Annotated in this window: 15 protein-coding genes and 1 tRNA gene; 12 read left to right on the forward strand and 4 right to left on the reverse strand. The window is 55.3% G+C overall.

All coding sequences use genetic code 11. From position 1 onward, the window contains the following. Window positions 1-62 precede the first annotated feature (62 nt). From msrA to HMPREF2999_RS08400, 11 genes are all read left to right on the forward strand, one after another. Entirely contained in the window at window positions 63-584 is a 522-nt protein-coding gene (gene msrA / locus HMPREF2999_RS08350) for a peptide-methionine (S)-S-oxide reductase MsrA (protein WP_070676202.1), read from the forward strand. A 232-nt stretch (window positions 585-816) separates the two neighbouring features. Beyond that, a complete protein-coding gene (locus HMPREF2999_RS08355; RefSeq protein ID WP_070676838.1) occupies window positions 817-1,581 on the forward strand; it encodes a DUF6318 family protein in 765 nt (254 codons plus the stop codon). A 141-nt stretch (window positions 1,582-1,722) separates the two neighbouring features. After that, the gene (locus HMPREF2999_RS08360; RefSeq protein WP_070676201.1) at window positions 1,723-2,517 is read left to right on the forward strand and encodes a DUF6318 family protein; all 795 of its coding nucleotides are present in this window, start codon (window positions 1,723-1,725) and stop codon (window positions 2,515-2,517) included. A gap of 260 nt (window positions 2,518-2,777) precedes the next feature. Further along, window positions 2,778-3,539, forward strand: coding sequence for a DUF6318 family protein (locus HMPREF2999_RS08365; protein ID WP_070676200.1), 762 nt, complete (start codon window positions 2,778-2,780; stop codon window positions 3,537-3,539). A 307-nt stretch (window positions 3,540-3,846) separates the two neighbouring features. Then, window positions 3,847-4,617 carry a DUF6318 family protein gene (locus tag HMPREF2999_RS08370; RefSeq protein WP_070676199.1) on the forward strand — a complete coding sequence of 257 codons (771 nt, stop codon included), beginning with the start codon at window positions 3,847-3,849 and terminating at the stop codon, window positions 4,615-4,617. Window positions 4,618-4,864: 247 nt separating this feature from the next. After that, complete coding sequence (locus HMPREF2999_RS08375) at window positions 4,865-5,620, forward strand: DUF6318 family protein (RefSeq protein WP_070676198.1); 756 nt, start codon at window positions 4,865-4,867, stop codon at window positions 5,618-5,620. A gap of 40 nt (window positions 5,621-5,660) precedes the next feature. Beyond that, a complete protein-coding gene (locus HMPREF2999_RS08380; RefSeq protein ID WP_070676197.1) occupies window positions 5,661-6,446 on the forward strand; it encodes a DUF6318 family protein in 786 nt (261 codons plus the stop codon). Window positions 6,447-6,545: 99 nt separating this feature from the next. Beyond that, window positions 6,546-7,307: a DUF6318 family protein gene (locus tag HMPREF2999_RS08385; protein ID WP_070676196.1), complete on the forward strand. Its 762-nt coding sequence runs from the start codon at window positions 6,546-6,548 to the stop codon at window positions 7,305-7,307. Window positions 7,308-7,513: 206 nt separating this feature from the next. Further along, window positions 7,514-8,224 (forward strand): DUF6318 family protein, encoded by a 711-nt coding sequence (locus tag HMPREF2999_RS08390; RefSeq protein WP_070676195.1) that lies wholly within the window; start codon window positions 7,514-7,516, stop codon window positions 8,222-8,224. Between the two features lie 205 nt (window positions 8,225-8,429). Further along, complete coding sequence (locus HMPREF2999_RS08395; RefSeq protein ID WP_070676194.1) at window positions 8,430-9,140, forward strand: DUF6318 family protein; 711 nt, start codon at window positions 8,430-8,432, stop codon at window positions 9,138-9,140. 163 nt (window positions 9,141-9,303) lie between these two features. Then, a complete protein-coding gene (locus HMPREF2999_RS08400) occupies window positions 9,304-10,170 on the forward strand; it encodes a DUF6318 family protein (RefSeq protein ID WP_070676193.1) in 867 nt (288 codons plus the stop codon). A gap of 157 nt (window positions 10,171-10,327) precedes the next feature. On the opposite strand, the gene HMPREF2999_RS08405 is transcribed toward HMPREF2999_RS08400, so the two are convergent. The 4 genes from HMPREF2999_RS08405 to HMPREF2999_RS08420 all read right to left on the reverse strand — a co-directional run bounded on the left by HMPREF2999_RS08405 (window position 10,328) and on the right by HMPREF2999_RS08420 (window position 18,045). Continuing rightward, window positions 10,328-10,400 (reverse strand) — tRNA-Glu (locus HMPREF2999_RS08405). 314 nt (window positions 10,401-10,714) lie between these two features. Beyond that, entirely contained in the window at window positions 10,715-12,910 is a 2,196-nt protein-coding gene (locus tag HMPREF2999_RS08410) for an LPXTG cell wall anchor domain-containing protein (protein WP_070676192.1), read from the reverse strand. Between the two features lie 578 nt (window positions 12,911-13,488). Beyond that, window positions 13,489-16,581, reverse strand: coding sequence for a DUF5074 domain-containing protein (locus HMPREF2999_RS08415; RefSeq protein ID WP_070676191.1), 3,093 nt, complete (start codon window positions 16,579-16,581; stop codon window positions 13,489-13,491). Window positions 16,582-16,965: 384 nt separating this feature from the next. After that, window positions 16,966-18,045 carry an S-layer homology domain-containing protein gene (locus HMPREF2999_RS08420; RefSeq protein ID WP_070676190.1) on the reverse strand — a complete coding sequence of 360 codons (1,080 nt, stop codon included), beginning with the start codon at window positions 18,043-18,045 and terminating at the stop codon, window positions 16,966-16,968. 487 nt (window positions 18,046-18,532) lie between these two features. On the opposite strand from HMPREF2999_RS08420, the gene HMPREF2999_RS08425 reads away from it, so the two are divergent. Then, window positions 18,533-19,315, forward strand: coding sequence for a nicotinamide mononucleotide transporter (locus HMPREF2999_RS08425; RefSeq protein WP_083315089.1), 783 nt, complete (start codon window positions 18,533-18,535; stop codon window positions 19,313-19,315). The last annotated feature ends 786 nt before the right edge of the window (window positions 19,316-20,101 follow it).

Genomic DNA, 20,101 nt, shown 5'->3' on the forward strand with positions numbered 1-20,101 from the left:
GAATATTATGCGGCTCGGCGGTGTTCTTCAGGTAGTGTGGTTTTATAGTTCAAGGAGGAATCATGACTGATGTTGTTCTTGCCGGCGGCTGTTTCTGGTGCCTGGATGCGGTATACCGCCAGTTCCGCGGGGTTGAGGCGAGCGTCTGCGGCTATACGGGTGGCGAGACTCCCGACCCTGATTATCGTTCGGTGTGCTCGGGTGCGACCGGCCATCAGGAGGCGCTGAAGCTCAGCTTTGACCCGCAGGTGATTGACCTGGATACGGTGTTGGATATTTTCTTCACGAGCCACGACCCGACCAGTTGGGATCGTCAGGGCGCGGATACCGGTTCGCAGTACCGTTCGGTGCTTTTCTACGCTGATGAGCAGCAGCGTGAGGCGTTTGAGCGTGCGGTGGTGCGTGCTCAGCAGCTGTACTCCTCCCCCATCGTTACGGAGATTAAGCCCCTGGGCGTGTTCTATGAGGCTGAGGAGTATCACCAGAACTATTACGCGTTGAACCCGGCGCAGGGTTATTGTGCGTTTGTGGTGAGCCCGAAGGTAGCTCATGCGCGCCGTAATTTTGCGCATTTGCTCCGCTAGGTTGCACGTCTCTCCTGTTGTTTTGCCCCGCGGCTGTTGTTCTTTCTTCAAAAATATTCGGAATAACGGCCGCGGGGTTTCTTCGTCTATGCCCGTCTGTGCTCCCCTGTGCTCGGCTGTGTTCGGCTACTTGATGTTCGCCTGTGTTTTCCGGTGGCTCTAAGGTGCGCCCGGTATGATGGGGGTGTCGACTCACTCCCCCTTGTCCGTTGACCTCACCGAAAGACTGCTGATGACTAGCTCTTCTTCTAAGCCCGTCGCCTTGAGCCGCCGCGCCGTGTTGGGTGCGGGCGGTGTTGGTCTTGCCGCTGTGTTGTCTGCGTGTGCGCGTACGGTGCATCCGCCGGTTGATACTGCCGCCTCTGAGTCAGCGAGCGCGAGCCCCTCTGCTTCGCCGGCGTTGCCGTCTGCGAATAAGTCGTATAAGGGTAAGGTCACGTTCGATAACTTTGAGAAGAATGGCGAGTACGTTCCTGCCACTGCCGAGAAGAAGGCGCAGAACGTACCCAAACCGATCATGCCGGAGAAGGTGCAGGAGCTGAGTATTGACGGTATCTATGCGCTGATTGGCTATTGGATTTCTAGCTTTAATTATTTGGCGTTGACGGGTGATATTGAGCCGATGAAGAAGACGGATCTTAGCACTGACTACACCAAGGAGCTTGAGCCGATGGTTAAGCTCTATGAGACGGGGCGCGGCTGGATTTATGACACGAGTGAGCCGATGTCTGTGTACCTGCTGACGGATACCCCCACGCAGGTTGAGGGCGACCGCATTCTTTATTATTGGCGTGCTCGTTCCCTGGTTGATCAGAATGGGAAGAGGCATCTGACGGAGGGTGATAACCGTGATAAGCCCATTGTGGGGGCTGAGGATTCTCAGGGTCAGGCGATGAGGATTGTTGTGGAGTATAGGGAGGGTGCTTGGTTTATGAGCACCCAGAAGGATAAGGACGCTGGTAAGAGCTCGGATTCTGCGAGCCCCTCGGCATCCTAGTGCACTAATTGCAGCTTTTTAAACCTTTCTTCGCAAAAGGATGTAAGTGGAAACATTTGATATCTATTTGCATACTTTAGGGTATGATGGGGTTGTCAACTCACTCATTTTCTTTTGTTGACTTCCCTTGAAAGGCTGATTATGACGAGCCCTTCCCCCACCTCTGCTGGTATGTCTCGCCGCGTGGCGCTGGGTGCGACCGCCGCTGGTGCACTTGCCGCGTTGACCGCTTGTGCCAGCGATATTCGTCCACTGGCTGATGGCTCGGCGTCTAACTCTACTTCCGGTTCTGCTAGTGCATCCGCGAGCGCTTCAGCTAGTGCCTCACCCAGTGCCTCGGCTAGCGCTTCGCCTTCTGCTTCTTCCGGCAAGCATTATAAGGGCCTCGTGAAGTTCGATAACTTCGAGAAGAACGGCGAGTACGTTCCGGCGACCGCCACTCATAAGGCGCAGAATGTGCCGAAGCCTCTCGTTCCAGCGAACATGAACGAGCAGAACGTTGACGGTATTTACGCGTTCGTTAGTTATTGGTTGGCGAGTTCCAACTATCTGCTAATGACCGGCGATACTGAGCCGCTGCAGAAGATTGAATCTGCGGATGCGCTGGAGAATTACCGGAATTTGACGGTTGCCTATGAAAATAATGCGGGCTGGCTCTACGGTGCGGATACTCCTATTATTCTTGAGTTGCTTTCTGATTCACCGCAGAAAATTTCCGGTAGCCGAATTCGCTATGACTGGTTGGGATACATGAGTTACAGCGCGGACATGAAGATTCACGCTGAAGGTCAGGGCCCTGATGAACCCTTTATGGAGGATAGCTCGCGGGAACTGACGAAGGTTGGTGTGGAGTACAAGGACGGTAAGTGGATTATGCTCAGCAGTGAGGATGGCTCGTCTGTGGCTGGCGCTGGCGGCGGGTCTTCTTCTGTCTAAGTATTGCTCTCTGACCAGTGGTTCATGTCCCAGTGGTTTATGCCTTGCTGATTTGAGATAGGCTTCTCCCCCGCCTGCGGTAATGCACCGCGGGCGGGGGTTTCTTTATGTCGAGACTTGGTGATGCTTTGCAGTGGTATTAGGTTGCTTTGTCATCGGTGCTAAATGACGACCGCTGATGGGCATCTGTGTACTTGCCTGTATGATGGGGTTGTCAACTCACTCAATTTCCTTTGTTGACTTCCTATGAAAGGCTAATCATGACGAGCCCTTCCCCCCTCTCTGCTGGTATGTCCCGCCGCGTGGCACTGGGTGCGACCGGCGCCGGCGTACTGGCTGCATTGACTGCGTGCGCTAGCAATATTCGCCCGACGGCTGAAGGTTCGGCGTCTAGCTCCGCTTCTGAAAGCGCCTCGGCCGCTGCTTCCGCATCTGCTTCTTCGGACAAGTCCTATAAGGGCTTCGTGAAGTTCGATAACTTCGAGAAGAACGGCGAATACGTTCCTGCCACTGCCGAGAAGAAGGCGCAGAATGTGCCCAAGCCCCTCGCCCCGGCGAACATGAACGAAGATAACGTTGATGGCATGTATGCGTTCATTGGCTACTGGCTGGCGAGCTTTAACTATGCGCTAATGACCGGTGATACTGAGCCGATGAAGAAGGCTGACCCTGCAGATGTGTATGCGAAGAGTCTGCAGGAACTTACGATCATGTACGAGAACGATCTGGGCTGGATGTACGGTACGGATACCCCGGTTACTCTTGAGCTGACTAGTGGTTCACCGAAGAAGGCGTCCGGTAAGGGTACCCGTTACGACTGGCCGGCATACATGAACTACAGCGCCGATGCGAAGATTCACATTGAGGGCAAGTCTGACCAGCCCTTTAAGACCGCTTCTAGCCCGAATGGCAAGCTGGCGAAGGTTGCCGTGGAATACAAGGACGGTAAGTGGATTATGCTCACCGGCGATGAAGGCTCTTCTTCGTCGGCTTCCGCTTCTTCTAGCTCTTCTGCTGCCTAGGTCTTCTGTCTAGACCCCACCATAACAGTTCAGGCATAACAGCTTGAGGTAGGCTTCTCCCCCGCCTGCGGTAATGCACCGTGGGCGGGGGTTTCTTTGTACCGGAACTTTGCCGAAATTCTGCCGGAACTCTGTGGAAATACAGGGAATACTCAGGCGAAAACCCGATGGATGGCTGGGGTCAGCGGAGGGCGCCTCGGGTACGCTTAACGTATATACATTGACGTACTACATGTGGTCTTTACCTGCAGGTTGTGAGCCCCGTGCTGATGGCTTTGGGGGTGAAGGTTCCGGCGAAGGACTTCCGATGACTACTTTCTTCACTCGACGTACTGCCCTGGGTGTTGCTGTTGCTGGCGCGCTTTCTGCGTTGACTGCGTGTGCCAGCGATATTCGTCCGCTGGCTGGCGGCACCGGCTCGGCTTCTCCGTCGGAGGCGGCGACCGCCTCCGAAACTGCTTCCGCCTCGGCGTCTGCGAGCGCTTCTCCTTCGGCGTCTGAGAGTGCTTCTGCGAGTGCTTCTGCAGCTTCGGGTCTTCCGTCTTCGGGTAAGTCCTATAAGGGTGCGATAAAGTTCGATAGCTACGAGAAGACCGGTGAGTATGTTCCGGCGAGCGCTACGAATCCGGCTGAGAATATGCCGAAGCCTGTTCCTCCGGCGAATATGAAGGAGCACAGCGTTGATGGTGCGTATGCTTTCTTGAGTTTCTGGCTGGCGAGCTTGAACTATTTGCTGATGACGGGCGATATGGGCCCGATAGATACTGTTTACCATAAAGGCTACGCCTGGGAGGAATATTCCAGCATATTCAAGGTGTATGCGTTGGGTGCTGGTTGGGTGTACGGTACGGAAACTCCGTATATTGTTGAGCTGCTAACGGATGCCCCTCGTGAGGTGCCGGGCAGCGATAATACTCGCTTTATTTGGGAAGGCTATCTCTACATGGATCCCAAGATGGTGCGGCATTATAAGAATCAGCCCGAGAAACCGGCGAGCGCTGATGAGTCGAAGAAGAAGGTGGCGAGGTTCCGCCTGGAGTACAAGGACAGCAAGTGGGAGCTGTCTAGCGCCGCGTAGTTGCCGCCTTGCAGAGGGTTCACTCTCCTCGTGACTTCTCGTACCCTAAGACCCCGCATCTGGTAAAACGCTGGGTGTGGGGTCTTAATTTTCTGAACATTCGAGGTAGGCGCGGGGCTATTTGGTGGCTCTCAGGTAACCTTAAAAATATATACATTGACGTACTGATAGGTCTGTACGGGGTGCGTATGCCTGCCGCGGTGTGTGGCGTGTTTTGCTCTGTATCGGCTCCAACGAAGGGCTTCCGATGACTACCTTCTTCACTCGACGTACTCTCCTGGGGGTTGGTGCGACCGGTGTTCTTGCGGCGCTGACTGCGTGCGCTAGCGATATTCGCCCGCTGTCACAGGGTTCAATATCTCAGGGTTCCGGCGGTTCCTCTGCCTCGGCTTCTGCTACTGTTTCTGGCGCGGCTTCCTCTTCTGCGAGCGCCTCGGCGTCACCTTCTCCGACGGATGGTCACACTCCCGGCTCGTATGTTGGTCCGATTAAGTTCAATAACTATGAACGGAACGGCACCTACATTGCCGCGAATGCGGATGCGCCGGCGCAGAACGTGCCGAAGCCTCTGGTCCCGGAGAAGATGAAGGAAAACAGCCCCGAGGGCGCCTACGCTCTGATGGGTTATTGGCTTGCGTCCCAGAATTATCTGATTCTGACCGGCGATGTTGAGCCGCTGATGAAGGCGGATCCGGCGAAGGCTTTTTTGAGCAACTCTAGGACCATGATTAAGCTCTATGAGTCGGGTCTGGGTTGGATTTACGGTTCGGATCAGCCGTACAAGATTGAGATTGCGGAGAATGAGCTTCAGCCGGTTGCTAATAAGCCGGACCGTTATGAGTGGCTTGTGACCGTCGCGTATGATCCTGCCGCTAAGTACCACATTGAGGGTGAGCCTGATGCGACTATCGTTGAGGAGGAAAAGACGATTCCTCGCACGACGAAGTTCATCATGGAGTACAAAGAAGGCATGTGGCGCATGCTTTTGAACAACGATAGTTAGTTTCCCTCATCTTTTGATACGCACTATTTAAGGATTTCTGATGACGACTTTCCTTTCTCGACGTGTAGCCCTACTAGCTGCCGGTGCGGGCGCTATTACGATGCTGAGCGCCTGCACCAGCGATATCCGCCCGCTGGCGGATAGCTCCCCGTCTGCTTCTGGGGAGGCTTCCTCTTCCGCAAACCCCAGCGCCTCTGCTAGCCCTTCTGCCTCTGCGGGTGGTTCTTCTGCGAAGTCTTATCTGGGGCCGGTGAAGTTCGACAACTACGAGAAGAAGGGCGAGTACGTTCCCGCGGATGAGACGCACAAGGCGCAGAACGTGCCCAAGCCCCTCCCTCCGGCGAATATGCATGAGAACAGCATTGATGGTGCCTACTCTGCCTTTAGTTTTTGGCTTGCCAGCGTCAACTATCTGGTGCTCACCGGTGACGATGAGCCGTTGAAGCAGGCTGACCCCTCCGGCAGGGATGTGAAGTCTTTCCATGATTACGTGACTTTTTATGAGTCCAATGAGGGGTGGTTTTACGGTTCGGAGCATGCGCTTCAGGCTGAGATGATGACCCCGCAACCTGAGAAGGTGGAAGGCAGCGAACCTCTCTATTACTGGCGTATCACGCTGTCCAAGGACCCTAATGCGATGATGCATGTTGAGGGTAAGGGCAACAGGCCTATGTACCAGAACACTTCCATGGAGCCTGAGCTTTCCAACCTGAAATTGTCGTATCAGGACGGCAAGTGGTTCACTTACCCCACCAAGGTACGCGGGCAAAGCACTGCAACCCCGAATGCTAAATCATCCGATGAGGCTAGCTCCAAGAACGCCTAGAGCATCTTTGTTCAGTTCGTCTTATGGGGCGGGGATTTACCTCACACATAGGCTCTAGGATTTAGTCTCATAACCCCACACATTACTTAAGGATTTTTCATGGCAACTTTTCTTTCTCGACGTGCAGCACTAGCTGCCGCTACCGGTGCCGGCGCAGTTGCGGCGTTGACTGCTTGCGCTAGCGATATCCGCCCGCTGGCTGATAGCTCCGCCTCCGGTGAGGCTTCGGCGAGCGCTAGCGCTTCTGAGTCTGCGAGCGCATCCGCCTCAGCATCTGCGTCGTCTTCCGCTAAGAAGTCGTACAAGGGTACCGTAAAGCTCGACAAGTACGAGAAGAACGGCGAGTACGTTCCTGCCACAGCTGAGAAGAAAGCGCAGAACGTGCCGAAGCCTGTTGTTCCGGAGAAGATGAACGAGGCGACCGTTGAGGGCATGTACCAGTTCCTCTGCTACTGGGTGGCAAGCTTCAACTACATGTTCATGACCGGCGATTTCGAACCGCTCAAGAAGGCTGACCCTGAAGGCCGCTATGCGAACGATCACGCCAATGCTGTTCTTATCTACTCTTCCGGTAAGGGCTGGGTGTATGACACGGATGCGCCGGTTACCATTCAGCTGCTGACTGATGCTCCCAAAAAAGTTGAGGGCGGTCCCAACCGTTACGATTGGCTCGGACGCATTATCTATGATCCCAATGCAAAGGCTCACGTTGAGGGTCATGACCCTGTTCCTCTGGTTGATGGATCGACCAAGAGCGAGGCAACCAATTTTCCGTTTGACTATAAGGATGGCGCCTGGTTCTTACTCAGTGATGAAGAAGCTGATTCCCCCTCTTCAGAGGCGAGTAGCGCTAGTGCCTAACCCGCGTTCCTAGTCATTTATAGTGATGAGGGAAGCTCTCGAATGCAGTTGAGGCTGCGTGCGGGGGCTTCCCCTTTTTGTTTGTATGGCCTGCGTACGGTCGTGTTGAACTATTCCCCCAGATGAGCAGGTGCCGGCTTTGATCGTGTCAACAAATCTGCTCGGGTACGCTTAAAAGCACACGAACAAACTATTGAGGGGTTCCCATGCCTACCTTCGTTACTCGACGCACCGCCCTGGGTGTTGCCGCTGCTGCCGCGCTCGCCTCCTTGACTGCCTGTGCCAGCGATATTCGCCCGCTGGAGGACCCGAGCGTAGTTGACCCGATGCGCCCCTACAAGGGCGAGCTGAAGTTCAATAGCTACAAGTCCACCGGAACGTACCACCCCGCAAGCAGCACGAAGAAGGCGGAGAACCCGCCTATGCCCGTTCCTCCCGTGAACATAAAGTCAAAGACGACCTCGGGCATGTATGCGGCGCTGGGCTACTGGGTCGCAGCCCTGAACTACCTGACGGTTACCGGCGACGCTACCCCGTTCAAGGACGTGGACTTGGACGGCACCTACGTGCAGAAGATGAAGGCATACGTAGAGTTGTACGCAAAGAATGAGGGGTGGATGTACGGCACCGAGACGCCGCTCGTGGCTGACCTGACCGAAGAGACCCCGCAGAAGGTTGACGATGAGCAGTACCGCTGGAAGGGTATTGCCCGTAGCCATAAGGATGCCGTTCTCCATTACGTACCCGAGGACAGGGACATTCGTCTGGCTGAGACGAGCGGTGATTCCAGTAATGATGAGGTCACTTTTGTGTTGAAATACCGAAACGATGCGTGGAGGGTCACCGTTGAGACGAAGAGTTCCTCGACGACTTCTCCCGGATCCTCGGGCGGAAGCGATTCTGGCCTCAGCGTTTAGGACGCAGCGGTATAGGAAGATACCGACGCGGGAAACGGCAGCATAGGAAGATAATGGATTTTCCCCTAGTAAACGGTACTTTTCGTTAGCTAACGTATCTTTTGTAGCATTTTCCCAGGTTTGACAACGAAAAAATCATAAACATACCCAAATACACTAAGGTACCCTGAAATAGATACACCGATAATCTATTGAAGGGTACCTTATGTCTACCTTCGTGACCCGACGCGCCGCCTTTGGCATCGCCGCCACCACCGCGCTCGCCTCCTTGACCGCCTGCGCTAGTGATATTCGCCCGCTCAGCGACCCGAGTGTGCTCGACGCTCAGCGTATCTATAAGGGCGAACTGAAGTTCAACAACTACGAGTCGCAAGGAACTTACGTTCCGGCAACCCATGAGAAGAAAGCCGAGAATCCGCGCAAACCCGTACGCCCTGCAAACATGAGCAACAAGACAAAGGGCGGCATGTATGCAGCATTGGGATATTGGATGGCTTCTCAGAACTATCTCATGATTTCTGGGGATATTGAGCCTTTAAAGTCTGTAGACGCAACCGTAGACCAATACTGGGAAAAGATGAAGAAGGCGTACGTGAAAATGTATTCAGACGGCAGCGGCTGGCTATACGGCACCGAAACACCTTGTCTATACCAGTTGACAGAGGATTCTCCTCAAAAGATTGACGAAGACCGCTACCATTGGAAAGCTACGACCTACATGCACAGTAGGGCCGTAGTCCACACCACGGCACAGGGCTTGGAGATTTCGCTAGCCTACACAAATAACCCAGACGGTCCCAGCAAAATCATTTTTGAGTTGGTATACCAAAATGGTGCTTGGACAGTCGGTCCTGCAGGAGGAAGCAACGCAACGAATTCACCCCAGCCTACAGCAAGCAGTTCTTCTCCGGCGTAGAAGCAACAATATTACTGCCTTAGCGAGAGCCCGTGTTTTTCGTCATCTACCGCCGCTTTTACAGCGTTGGAGGCGTACACAACATTGGGCTGACCGCTCCCCTGCGATATTCTGGAATTAGTTCAATACCGGCACATACTTTATTCACCTCAGAAAGAGCCCCATGTCTACCATGTATACCCGCCGCACCGCCCTGACCGCACTGGGTCTGGGCACCGCAGCACTTCTTGCCGCATGTTCCTCGAAGTCTTCCGAATCTTCGGCGACCGCGAGCGCGTCCGCTACCGAGTCTTCGACCGCAAGCGCTACCGCGTCCGTCTCCCCCACCGCGGAAGCAACCACCACCGTTGAGCCCGGCCCCAGCCTGAAGGGTGAGGTCGTTCTTGCCGACTACTCCTCCACCGGCACTTTTGAGCCCGGCACCAAGGAGCACAAGGCTGTAAACGTTGCAATCCCGGTTGAGCCGGCGAAGCTGCGTGAGAACAGTGTTGAGGGTCTGCACGCGTTCATCGCGTACTGGCAGGCTACCCTGAACTACCTGCTGCTGACCGGTGACGGTGTACGCTTCACGAACATTGACCACACCGGCGACTACTCGACTGTGGCTGAGTTCTTCCAGAGCATGTACGCTTCGGAGAGCGGCTGGGTGATTGGTTCAGAGCGTCCGATGGTTCTGTCACTGACTGCTGACCGCCCGACCAAGGATACCCGCACCGGCTACTACACTTGGGCAACCGAGATGGTAATTGATGGTGCTGAGGGTGCTGGCGTGTACAGCAAGACTAATGATCGTGTGCAGCCGCTGACCGAGGTGTTCAAGTACCCGGGTAAGCCGGTGGCTGGTCAGATTGTGGCGCACTACCAGGACGGCACTTGGCGTATGGTGCGTCGTGCTCCGGGTACTGCTTCTGCTTCGCCGGTTCCGTCGCTGAGCCCGAGCGCTTCTGCTGAGGGTACTGCGTCTGCGGAGGCGACCGCTGCAGGTTCGGCGGAGGCTACTACTGCTTCTGCTGAGGCATCTGCACAGTAGATTCCGGGTCCCCTATACCGCTGAGAAGCCACATGTGTTTCGAAAAGCCACCATAAACGTGGCTTTTCGAAACACATGTGGCTTTTCGCTTTTGATCTTTCACCGGATAAACAAAGAAGCTCCCCAGTCTTTGGACTGGAGAGCTTCTTTCCTAGTGTGACCCCAACCGGATTTGAACCGGTGTTGCCGCCGTGAGAGGGCGGAGTACTAGGCCGCTATACGATGGGGCCGTGAGATTTACATCTCTTTTACCAGGTCTCCCTGGCAACACATATAACTATACAGAGGTTCCCAGAAACAACCAAATCGAAAAGTGGTGAATTGAGTCACATATTTTACGCTGAGTGCAGGACCCACCGCATAGACTCTTTTCCAGCTACACCAAGCGCTCCCCCGACAGCCATCCGGCACCTCCGCAGCGCCCGCCTCCGCGCCCGCGCCTGCCCCGTTCAGGCACCACGGCATCACGGCGCCACAGCATCAGAGCGCAAAAATGCGCCCCGCACAGTGTACGGGGCGCATCCGCTCAAACTAGAGCAAGAAACTATGCCTTACGGCGGCGAAGCACCATCACAGCGGCACCAGCAATCAGCGCAAACGCACCAACAGCAGCCAGACTCAGAACATTCTGAGCACCAGTCTTAGCCAGCGAGCCCTTGCTCTGAGGCGCAGACTTAGTCGCCGAAGCGCTCACCTGAGAATCCAAACCGGAGCCCTTAGACTGATCCTCAGACTTCACCGAAGAAGAGTTCTTCAGCGGCGCGGTCTTCGCGGTGGTTCCCAGCTGGTCGTTAGCTTCCTCAGCCTTCGACTGTTCGCCCTTAGGCTGCTCAGCTGCCGGCTTCTTTTCTGCTACAGCAGCAGATGCGGAAGGCGATGCCGAAGCATTGGTCGGGAATGCCGGTTCGTCAGCTTCATCGCGGTTATCCGCATTGCCGGCATCCTTCGCATCGTTGACAATCAGCGAAACAGCCGAATCGTAATTGCGGTTGGTTGCCACGTCAGAACCAGCGGTGACCGTGCCGAGCATGTAGCCCTGGCTGTACTGCATGGTATTCGCGGGAACACGCAGGGTCGCGTCGAAGGAGTACTTGCCCGTGCGTGCATTGTAGACGAACGCGCTCGCCGGAACGACAGTGGAAACCTTCTGAATATTTGCCAGTTCGCTATCGGTCAGCTTGTCGTAACCCATCGACCATTCGCCCTCCTTGACGAGGAACAGGCGAATACCTTCTGCCGGGGGCTTCTCAAAGTCGTAGCCGGACACGTGGAAGGTGTAGGGGCGGGTAATGTCGACGGTGCCCTCAGCGAAGTTCAGGGTAGGATCAATCAGCACTGCGGTAGCCTGCTTCGGGTAGCCCTGGAAGGGAACCTTAGCGGGGTTGATGGTCGCAGTGGAGGTGAACTCACCCTCAGAAACCTCAGCGTGGAACTTCACGATAGAGTTCGGAACCAGCTTCTGCTGCGAGGAAGGAACAGCCTTGCCGTTACGATCCACAGTCGCCTTGGAGGTGTAGGTGTCGGTCATGGTGCCGTCACCGGTCTTCGAGTTCAGCACGTAGGGCACTGCCGCGGTGGTGTTCGCGATATCCTGCTTGTCCACTGCAACAACGGAGCCATCCTCGGTGACGGTCAGGTCGTTAGCCTTACCGCCGTTCATCTCAACCTCACCGATCACACGGTCGGTCTTAGCGTCAAAGATAGCGATCTTGCCGGTACCGAAATCGGTCACGTACACCAGGTCGCGGTCCTCGTCGTTCTCCATGGACAGCGCCTGAGTACCGAACTTGACGAACTTCTTGAACGCGCCGGTGGTCAGGTCGTAGACGGAGATACCGGAGTTCACGCCGTCAACACCCTGCGAGGAGACGTAAATTTCGTTCTCGGAGTGGTCAATGGTGACATCAGAGGGGCGAACCTCAACGGAGGAGTTCTCGCCGCGGGTCTGAATAACCTGCTCAGTCTTGAACGTGTGAGTGTTGATGACGAAGACCTTGCCGCCGGTGCGCTCGGGCACGTACAGCTTGTCGCCGTCAACGGTCATGTTCATGCCAATGTAGCGGGTACCGCCGTTGGGGGCGCCTTCCAGCTGCAGCTTGGTGACCTGGAAGGTCTTCATGTCGATTGCGGACACATAGTAGCGGCCGGTCACGAACACCTTGCCGGAGTTGTGGTCCACCAGCACGGAGCGGGGGTGCTCAATCCAGTTGGGGTCACTCTCGGCAATGCCGTGGTTAGTCCAAATCTGCTCCATGGTGTTCTGGTCGAACACAGAAAGGGAGTTGTCGGTGGTGTTAGTAACCCACACGGTACCGGACACGTCATCAACAGTGATGCCGTACGCGGAAATGTAGCCAAATTCGCCGTTCTTATCCAGCTCGAAGGGAAGCGCCGCCACTTCTTCAATCTGAAGAGTGTCTGCGTTGACACGAGCAATAGTGGAGGCGAGGTCGCCGCGGGCACCCACGCCGACCATCCAAATCTTGTTGGTCGCCTTAGAGTAAGCAACCTGGTACTGGCCGGGCAGACCCTGGGTAATCTGCGCAACGGACGCGGAGGTGTCAACAACGCGGCTCAGCGATGCGGTGGAAGGAACCGAGGCGCTGGGGGAAGCGGTCTGATGTGCGGTATTCGGTGCTGCGAAGGAGGCGGGAATCATAGCTGCGCCGGAGATTGCGAGCGCGAGGGAGCCGACGGCGAGCCCCTTCAATGCTTTACCTGAGGAGGGAGTGAGGTTCAATGTGTGTCCTTCAAATGTGTAACGGAAGTGCTCACATGCCGCATGCGAATGCTAACGAGACACCCGTGAATATGCGGTGACATATTCGACGGCACGAAAAGCAGAAGTGTAGGTAACGCATAAATTTACTTACCTTCTAATCCTCAGTGTTTTCCCAGGAAAATACAAGCAGCGACGTGGGTGTGTTTTGTGTTTTTGTGAGCGGTCCCCTAATTCACCTTCAGTATCACGTGAAGGTTGATGCGCTTCCCAGGTTTTTCCTTGCTCTTGCAGGCAAAAACCTGGGTCACGAGGGGTGCTGTGATGCTTTTATATTTACACATTAATGTAAAGGTTTAGGTGAGGCGCGCCCACAAGATTCACCATGGGTTAAACATTTTCTCGACATTCAAAACCTATATTTTTACAAGCGCGTGCACATATATAAATATGCCCTAAAACCATCTACCAAGCATTAGCCCAAGCGAGCACACAAAAGGCGGGTACCCCTCCCCCAGATTCGAAGAATCCGAAAGAGAAAATACCCGCCTTTTCACGCGTTATATCGAGCATTTACGCCCGAAAACTAAACGCTACGCTTATGCCTTGCGGCGGCGCACCACCAGGGCAGCACCCGCAATCAGAGCCACAGAAGCGAAAACAACCAGCGGCATCACAGCGTTAGCACCGGTATTCGCCAGAGCGCCACGCGAAGAGCCAGCCTGCGAGGAACCTGCGTCGCTCTTAGCTACCGAGGAGCCGCCGCCCAAATTATCGGAGCCACCGTTCTTCATAGCCGAACCGGACTTATCAGCCTTCACAGCATCCGGAGCAGGCTTGGAGTCCTGTGCACCGGTCTTAGCGTCAGACTTGGAGTCAGACTGAGATGCCTGATCCTTGGAGGTCTGATCCTTAGCCTCTGCGGTGTTCTCAGACTTAGCGTCAGACTTCTTATCCTCGGACTTAGCGTCCTCAGACTTCTTATCTTCTGCCTTCTTGTCCTCAGGCTTCTTGTCCTCAGCCTTCGGGTCAGCCGGCTTCGACTCCTCAGCCTTCACTCCGGTCACCGTCGGGTAACCCGCAAAGTCCAGCGAAGTCGGGGTGATACCCACCGGAGCTGCGCTCGCGTCGGTGTCCTTCACGCCAACCTTGAACTTCAGAATCGAGTTAGCCTTCAGCTGCTGAACCGATGCGGGAACATCGTTACCCTGGCGGTCCTTGGTGGGCAGGGTGGTGTACTCGCTGGCGGTGGTGATCTCGCCGGTGGTGCCGTTGAGCACGTAGGGCAGGGTGACCTTCTCGTCGCGGTCCTTCTTGTCAAGGACCAGTACGGAGCCGTCCTTGAGCAGGGTCACGTCGTTCGCGGCTGCGCCGTTCATCTCGACCTCGCCGATAACCTCGTCAGCGCGGCCGTCGAAGACAGCCACCTTGCCGGTACCGAAGTCGGTAACGTACACCAGGTCGCGGTCCTCATCGTGCTCCAGAGCGAGCGCCTGGGTACCGAACTTGACGAACTTCTTGAACTCGCCGGTGGTCAGGTCGTACACGGAGATACCGGAGTTGACGCCCTTCACACCCTGGGAAGATACGTAAATCTCATTCAGCGAGTGGTCCACAGCAACGTCGGAGGGGCGAACCTCAACGGTGGAATCCTCACCCTGAGTCTGGATGGTCTTCTCAACCTTGAAGGTCTTGGTGTCCACGACGAAGAGCTTGCCGCCGGTGCGCTCGGGCACGTACAGCTTGCCGCCGTCCAGGAACAGGTTCATGCTGATGTAGCGAGTACCGCCTTCGGGGGCACCCTCAAGCTGAATCTTCTCAACCTGCTTAGTCTTCAGGTCAATAGCAGAGACAAAGTAACGGCCGGTCACGAACGCCTTACCGGACTCGTGGTCAACCAGAACGGAGCGGGGGTGCTCGATCCAGTTCGGGTCGTCTTTCTTCACACCCTCGTTGGTCCAGATGAGCTTGAGGGTCTGCTGGTCGTACACTGCCACGGAGTTGTCGGTGGTGTTGGTAACCCAGACGGTGCCGTCCACGTCATCAACAGTCACGCCGTACGCGGAGGTGTAACCGTACTGGCCCTTGTCGTTCTTCTTCACGGGCAGCTCGGCGAAAGCCTCGGTCTGCAGGGTGTCTGCATTCACGCGTGCCAGGGAGGAGGCGAGGCCGCCGCGTGCACCCACGGTGGGTACGAACAGCTTGTGGTTCTTCTTGGAGTAGCCAACCTGGAACTGGCCGGGCAGACCCTGAATGATGTTTGCAACGCTACCGTTTGCGTCCACGGTGCGGTGTGCCTCGGTGGAGGGGGTGGTGGTGTCGGCTGCCTTGGTCTTGGTGGCGGTTGCCGGGTAGCCCTGGAACTCGCGGGTTTCGGGGGTGACCTGCTTGACCTCGGAGTTGTCACCTGCGGTTGCGGTGACCTTGAACTTCAGGATGGAGTTCGCCTGAATCTCGGAGGTCTTGGCGGGAACCTCGTTGCCCTGCTTGTCCTTAGAAGGCTTGCTGGTGACCTGGCTGGAGGTGCTGACGGTGCCGGTGGTGCCGTCGAGGACGTAGGGCACGGTTGCGGTTGCGCTAGCCTGCTTGTCCACAGCGACAACGGAGCCGTTGGGCAGTACGACCAGGTCGTTTGCCTTGCCGCCGTTCATGGCGACCTCAGCGATCAGCTTGTCCGCTGCGCCGCCGTCAATCACGCCCACCTTGCCGGTGCCGAAGTCGGTCACGTACACCAAGTCGTTCGCCTCATCGTTATCGAGCGAGAGCGCCTGGGTGCCGAAGGGGATGAACTTCTTGAACTCGTAGGTGGTCGCATCGTACACGGATACACCGGAGTTCGCGCCCTTCACGCCCTGGGAGGAGACGTAAATTTCGTTCTGGGAGTGGTCAATCGCGATGTCGGAGGGGCGAACCTCACCCTCAGCGTTGCCCTTGGTGTCGAAGCTGCTCTCTACCTTGAAGGTCTTGGTGTCGATGACGAAAATCTTGCCGCCGGTACGCTCGGGAACGTACAGCTTACCGCCGTCAACCAGGATGTTCATGCTGATGTAGCGGGTGCCGCCGTCGGGTGCGCCTTCGAGCTGGATCTTCTCAACCTGCTTGGTCTTCAGGTCGATAGCGGATACGAAGAAGCGGCCGGTCACGAACGCCTTGCCGGACTCGTGGTCAACCAGAACGGAGCGGGGGTGCTCAATCCAGTTCGGGTCGGTCTCTGCGATACCTGCGGTGGTCCAGGTCTGCTGCAGGGTTGCCTGATCGTACACGGACACGGAGTTGTCGGTGGTGTTGGTAACCCAGACGGTACCGTCTACATCGTCAACGGTGATGCCGTAAGCTGCGTCGTACTGGTAGCCTTTGTCGTTCTTGACGATGGGCAGCTCGGCGACTGCTTCAATCTTCAGGGAGTTCGCGTCAATACGAGCGATAGTGGAAACGTGCTTGTCGCGGTCTGCAGTGCCCGCAACCCAAATCTTGTTGGTCTTCTTGGAGTATGCGACCTGGAACTGGCCGGGCAGGCCCTGAGTGATCTTAGCCATCGCCTTATCGGTGATGGTGCGAGCTTCGCTGCTCTGGCTTGCTGCCGGGGTGGAGTCTGCCGCGAACGATGCGGGGATGGTGGCAACGCCGGAAATTGCCAGTGCCAGCGATCCAACGGCGAGGCCCTTGAATGCCTTGCTTGAAGCGAGGTTCATATGTATGTCCTTTTTCGTGGGTGGTGTGTGAAGGTGCGTCTCTCCCCCACCGATGGGTGGTGAGGCGCCGCGTTTTTCCTGCTCTTTGGTATGGGTTTCGTGGGCCCACGAGGAAGGAAACTAGTCTTCACACAGTATTAAGTAAGGCAACCTTTAACTTACCTTCTAGGTAATACTTACTTAGCGCACAGGATTTTGCAAGATTTTAGGCATATATAACGCAAAATTTCATATGCCAGGCACAGCCTGTCACTAAAACTCCCCGAGAAGCGGCAATACGGGACATGGCAAAACCCCCGCCTCCAGCAAAAGCCAGAAGACGGGGGGGGTCCACACACCCCAACGCACGGTACCTGGGTAACACGGTGCCGGGGTGACTAAAAATTAGGAGACATACGAGAAGTCAGTGAACAGCAGGTTCTGTAGCTTGTAGCGGCGAATGAAACGAGCCAGCTCCGCGCGAGTAGTCGGCGCGGTCGGGTTGAACACACCCGAAGAATCCAGCACGATGTCGTTCGCGCCAGCCCACGCAACGTAACGGTGCAGAGTACCGGCACCCAGCACGTCGCGGAAACGAGAACCAGCAGCCTCGTTCATTTCAGTCAGCTGAACCTCCGCGTTGTACTGGAACAGCACAGCCACCAGCTCCTCGTGAGAAACCGGTGCGGTCGGGTCAATCTTGTCGCCACCAGTGAGCGGCTCGGTGATCTTGCGGTCACGAGCCCAGTGCAGCGCGTTCGCGGTCGGGCGGCCAGCCGCATCCGCAAAGGGTGCAACATTAGAGTTTTCACTCACGCCAGCGTGACCAGCAGCGTGGTTCAGCAGAGCAATAAGCTCCTCACGAGTCACAGGGCGGTCCGGCTCAAACGCCCCAGACTGCGGGTTCGGCATCAGCCACTTCTTCTGGTTCGCCATGCGGATATCCTCAGCGAACGGGTGGCTACCCGGAACATCCTCGAAAGAAGTCTTCAGGATCTTAGTCTCAGCCACGGGGATGCGCGCAGCAATCTGGTGGGTAACCTCCTGGCCCCACGGGTCGGAGCAAATATCCAGCTGCAGGGCGTGATCAACACCCTCACCCTGCATCAGCTCGATGGGGAACTGGTCGCTACCGCTGAAGCTGTCAGCATCACCGTCAAATTCGGGGGTGAGCGGCCAGGAGCGCAGAGTTTCGAAAGAGTCGTTACGAACGTAGCCGTGGCGTACGGTCAGAGTGGTGCCTTCGGTGAGGAATTCGCGCAGACCGTGTGCAGTGTAGTTCACGGTCATACCGGTTTCAGTGATGGTGGCACGCTGAATAACGAGGCGCGGGCCTTTAGTTTCCTCGGTTGCCGGGGCAATGTTTGTGGGAGCTTCGTCAGCCTGAGCGGCCTGTGCCTGCAGGGTCAGTGCGCCTGCAGCAGCAGCGGCGGAAGCACCCTTTACAAAGAATCGTCGTGAGAGTCGATGGGTAAGCAAGGGCATGATTGTCCTATTCAGTTCTTGTTTGAGTTGAGTGAGTTACGGGTGGCAGGATGCGCGGACAGCGGCGTAAACGGTGAGTGAGGCCGATACGTTGGGTTCCCTCCCCTGTGTGCGTGAGTGAGACGCAGCGTACGGGGTGCGGGTGTCTGTCGGGCGGATGCGCGGTGAGTGAGACCGGCACGGTTCCCTGACCCAGTCATCTAGCGTACCTTAAGGTCCCCTTTAAAGCGAAGACGAAACGACGGTGATTTTACGCCCATTTTCGATGTTCAACGAAGTAGGGGCGATATCTGGCAAGGTTTGCCGGAAGTTGGTATGGGTTCTTGATGGGGTGATTTTGAATTACCCAATGCCGCGGTGTTCCGAGATGTGGAATATGTGGGTTTCTGAAGTTTTATGTGTGACACGCCGATTCAACCCCTTTTCAAAGAGTTATAGTTATTGGTACCCTATCACTGTTCCTATATTCTCAACAAAGGAGTTACCCATGGAGGCCAAGGAATTCTCAATCGAGAAGGCCCTCCTCTTCTTCGCCAAGTCCAAGTACGCCGACATCTTCGGCGTGGCACTGGTTATCGCCATCGCAATCGCCTCAGGATACCTGGGCACCAGCCTCGCTAAATACGTCGACTGGGGCCCAATCACGAACTTCATTCCCCTCGGCGTAATTTCCGTGATTAACGTGGGTATTTCGATGATGTCTACCCGCCTGACCGGCCGCCTCTCCAACGTTGGCAACGTGCTCGGCATTATTAACACGGCACTGTCCGGAGCAATCGACTACATTCTGGGTAACAAGGCTGCAATCATCACCTACCCGGTGACCTTCATCGTATACACCTTCGCGATTCGTAGGTGGCAGAACTCCGAACGCGGCAAGGCGATGGAACCGCCGACCGGCAAGAAGGGCCAGCTGATTATTAGCGGCATTGTGGTCGGTTCGTTCGCGTTCTCCCTGATTGCGAACTATATCGGTTACTATCTGATTGCGAACAATGTCGGTTACGATGGCAAGACCTCGTTCCTGTTTTGGATCACGACCGCAGTGTTTGGCCTGTCCCTGTCAGCGAACATTCTGAACGCACTGAAGCTGACGATGCAGTGGCAGTTCTGGTTCGCGTACAACACCGTGCAGTGCATCAAGGCGCTGACTCAGGGCAACTTCGCGAACGTCGGCAAATACATTTTCTACATCATCAACAGCGTGGCAGCGCTCCTGCTGTGGACCCGAAGCGGCACCGCAGCCAAGGGTACCGTGGCGGTGGCGTAAAGGGGCGGTTCCCTAGCGCACCAGCTACCGCATATCCGCCCAGCGATATGTAGGCACTCATAATAGATAGAGGGAGGGGCCCTCCGGCAATACGACCGGAGGGCCCCTCCCTCTATTCTTTATAGTTGCATTTATTAGATTACTCTAATGAATCGGTACTTCTTTATTCATATATTTTCCAGATTTATTTATCACGCAAGAACTTTACTGGCCACTTATCAGATAATTGCCACAAGTTTCTTTCTCATAAAAATATTAGTCTCTAACTAATGTCTAGAACCATATGAAAACTAGAAAAGCTGCATGTACTCCTGCTATAATTACGGTGTGCCATGTGATAAGTTGTAGAATGTTGAGAATCTTTCAATCATATTTTTATTACTTAAATATTTCACTGCACACCCTTGGAATATTTGCGGGGTGGACTATTTCTTGTAGCCCACCCCGTTTCATTATCCAAAATATATCAAAATACAAATATTTATTTTTCGGTATATTATTTTCCTTAAATCACCTTGATTCGACCCCAATGCACACCCTACTCTCGCCCACCCCTGCCTGAGAGCGTTTTACAACCAACCTTGATATACTTACCACACCTGACTTACTGGGTGCATGAGGTGTGAGTTGAGAATCTTTCATAATTCGCCTTGATATACTTAATGAGCGATCCCGGGGCGTGAGGGAGTGGTTGAGAATCTTTCATTATTCACCTTGATATACTTACTCCTGTGCATATGAAGAGCTGTACACCGTTGAGAATCTTTCATTATTCGCCTTGATATA

Origin of the sequence: Rothia sp. HMSC066H02 (assembly GCF_001814995.1) — a bacterium.
Classification (GTDB): domain Bacteria; phylum Actinomycetota; class Actinomycetes; order Actinomycetales; family Micrococcaceae; genus Rothia; species Rothia mucilaginosa.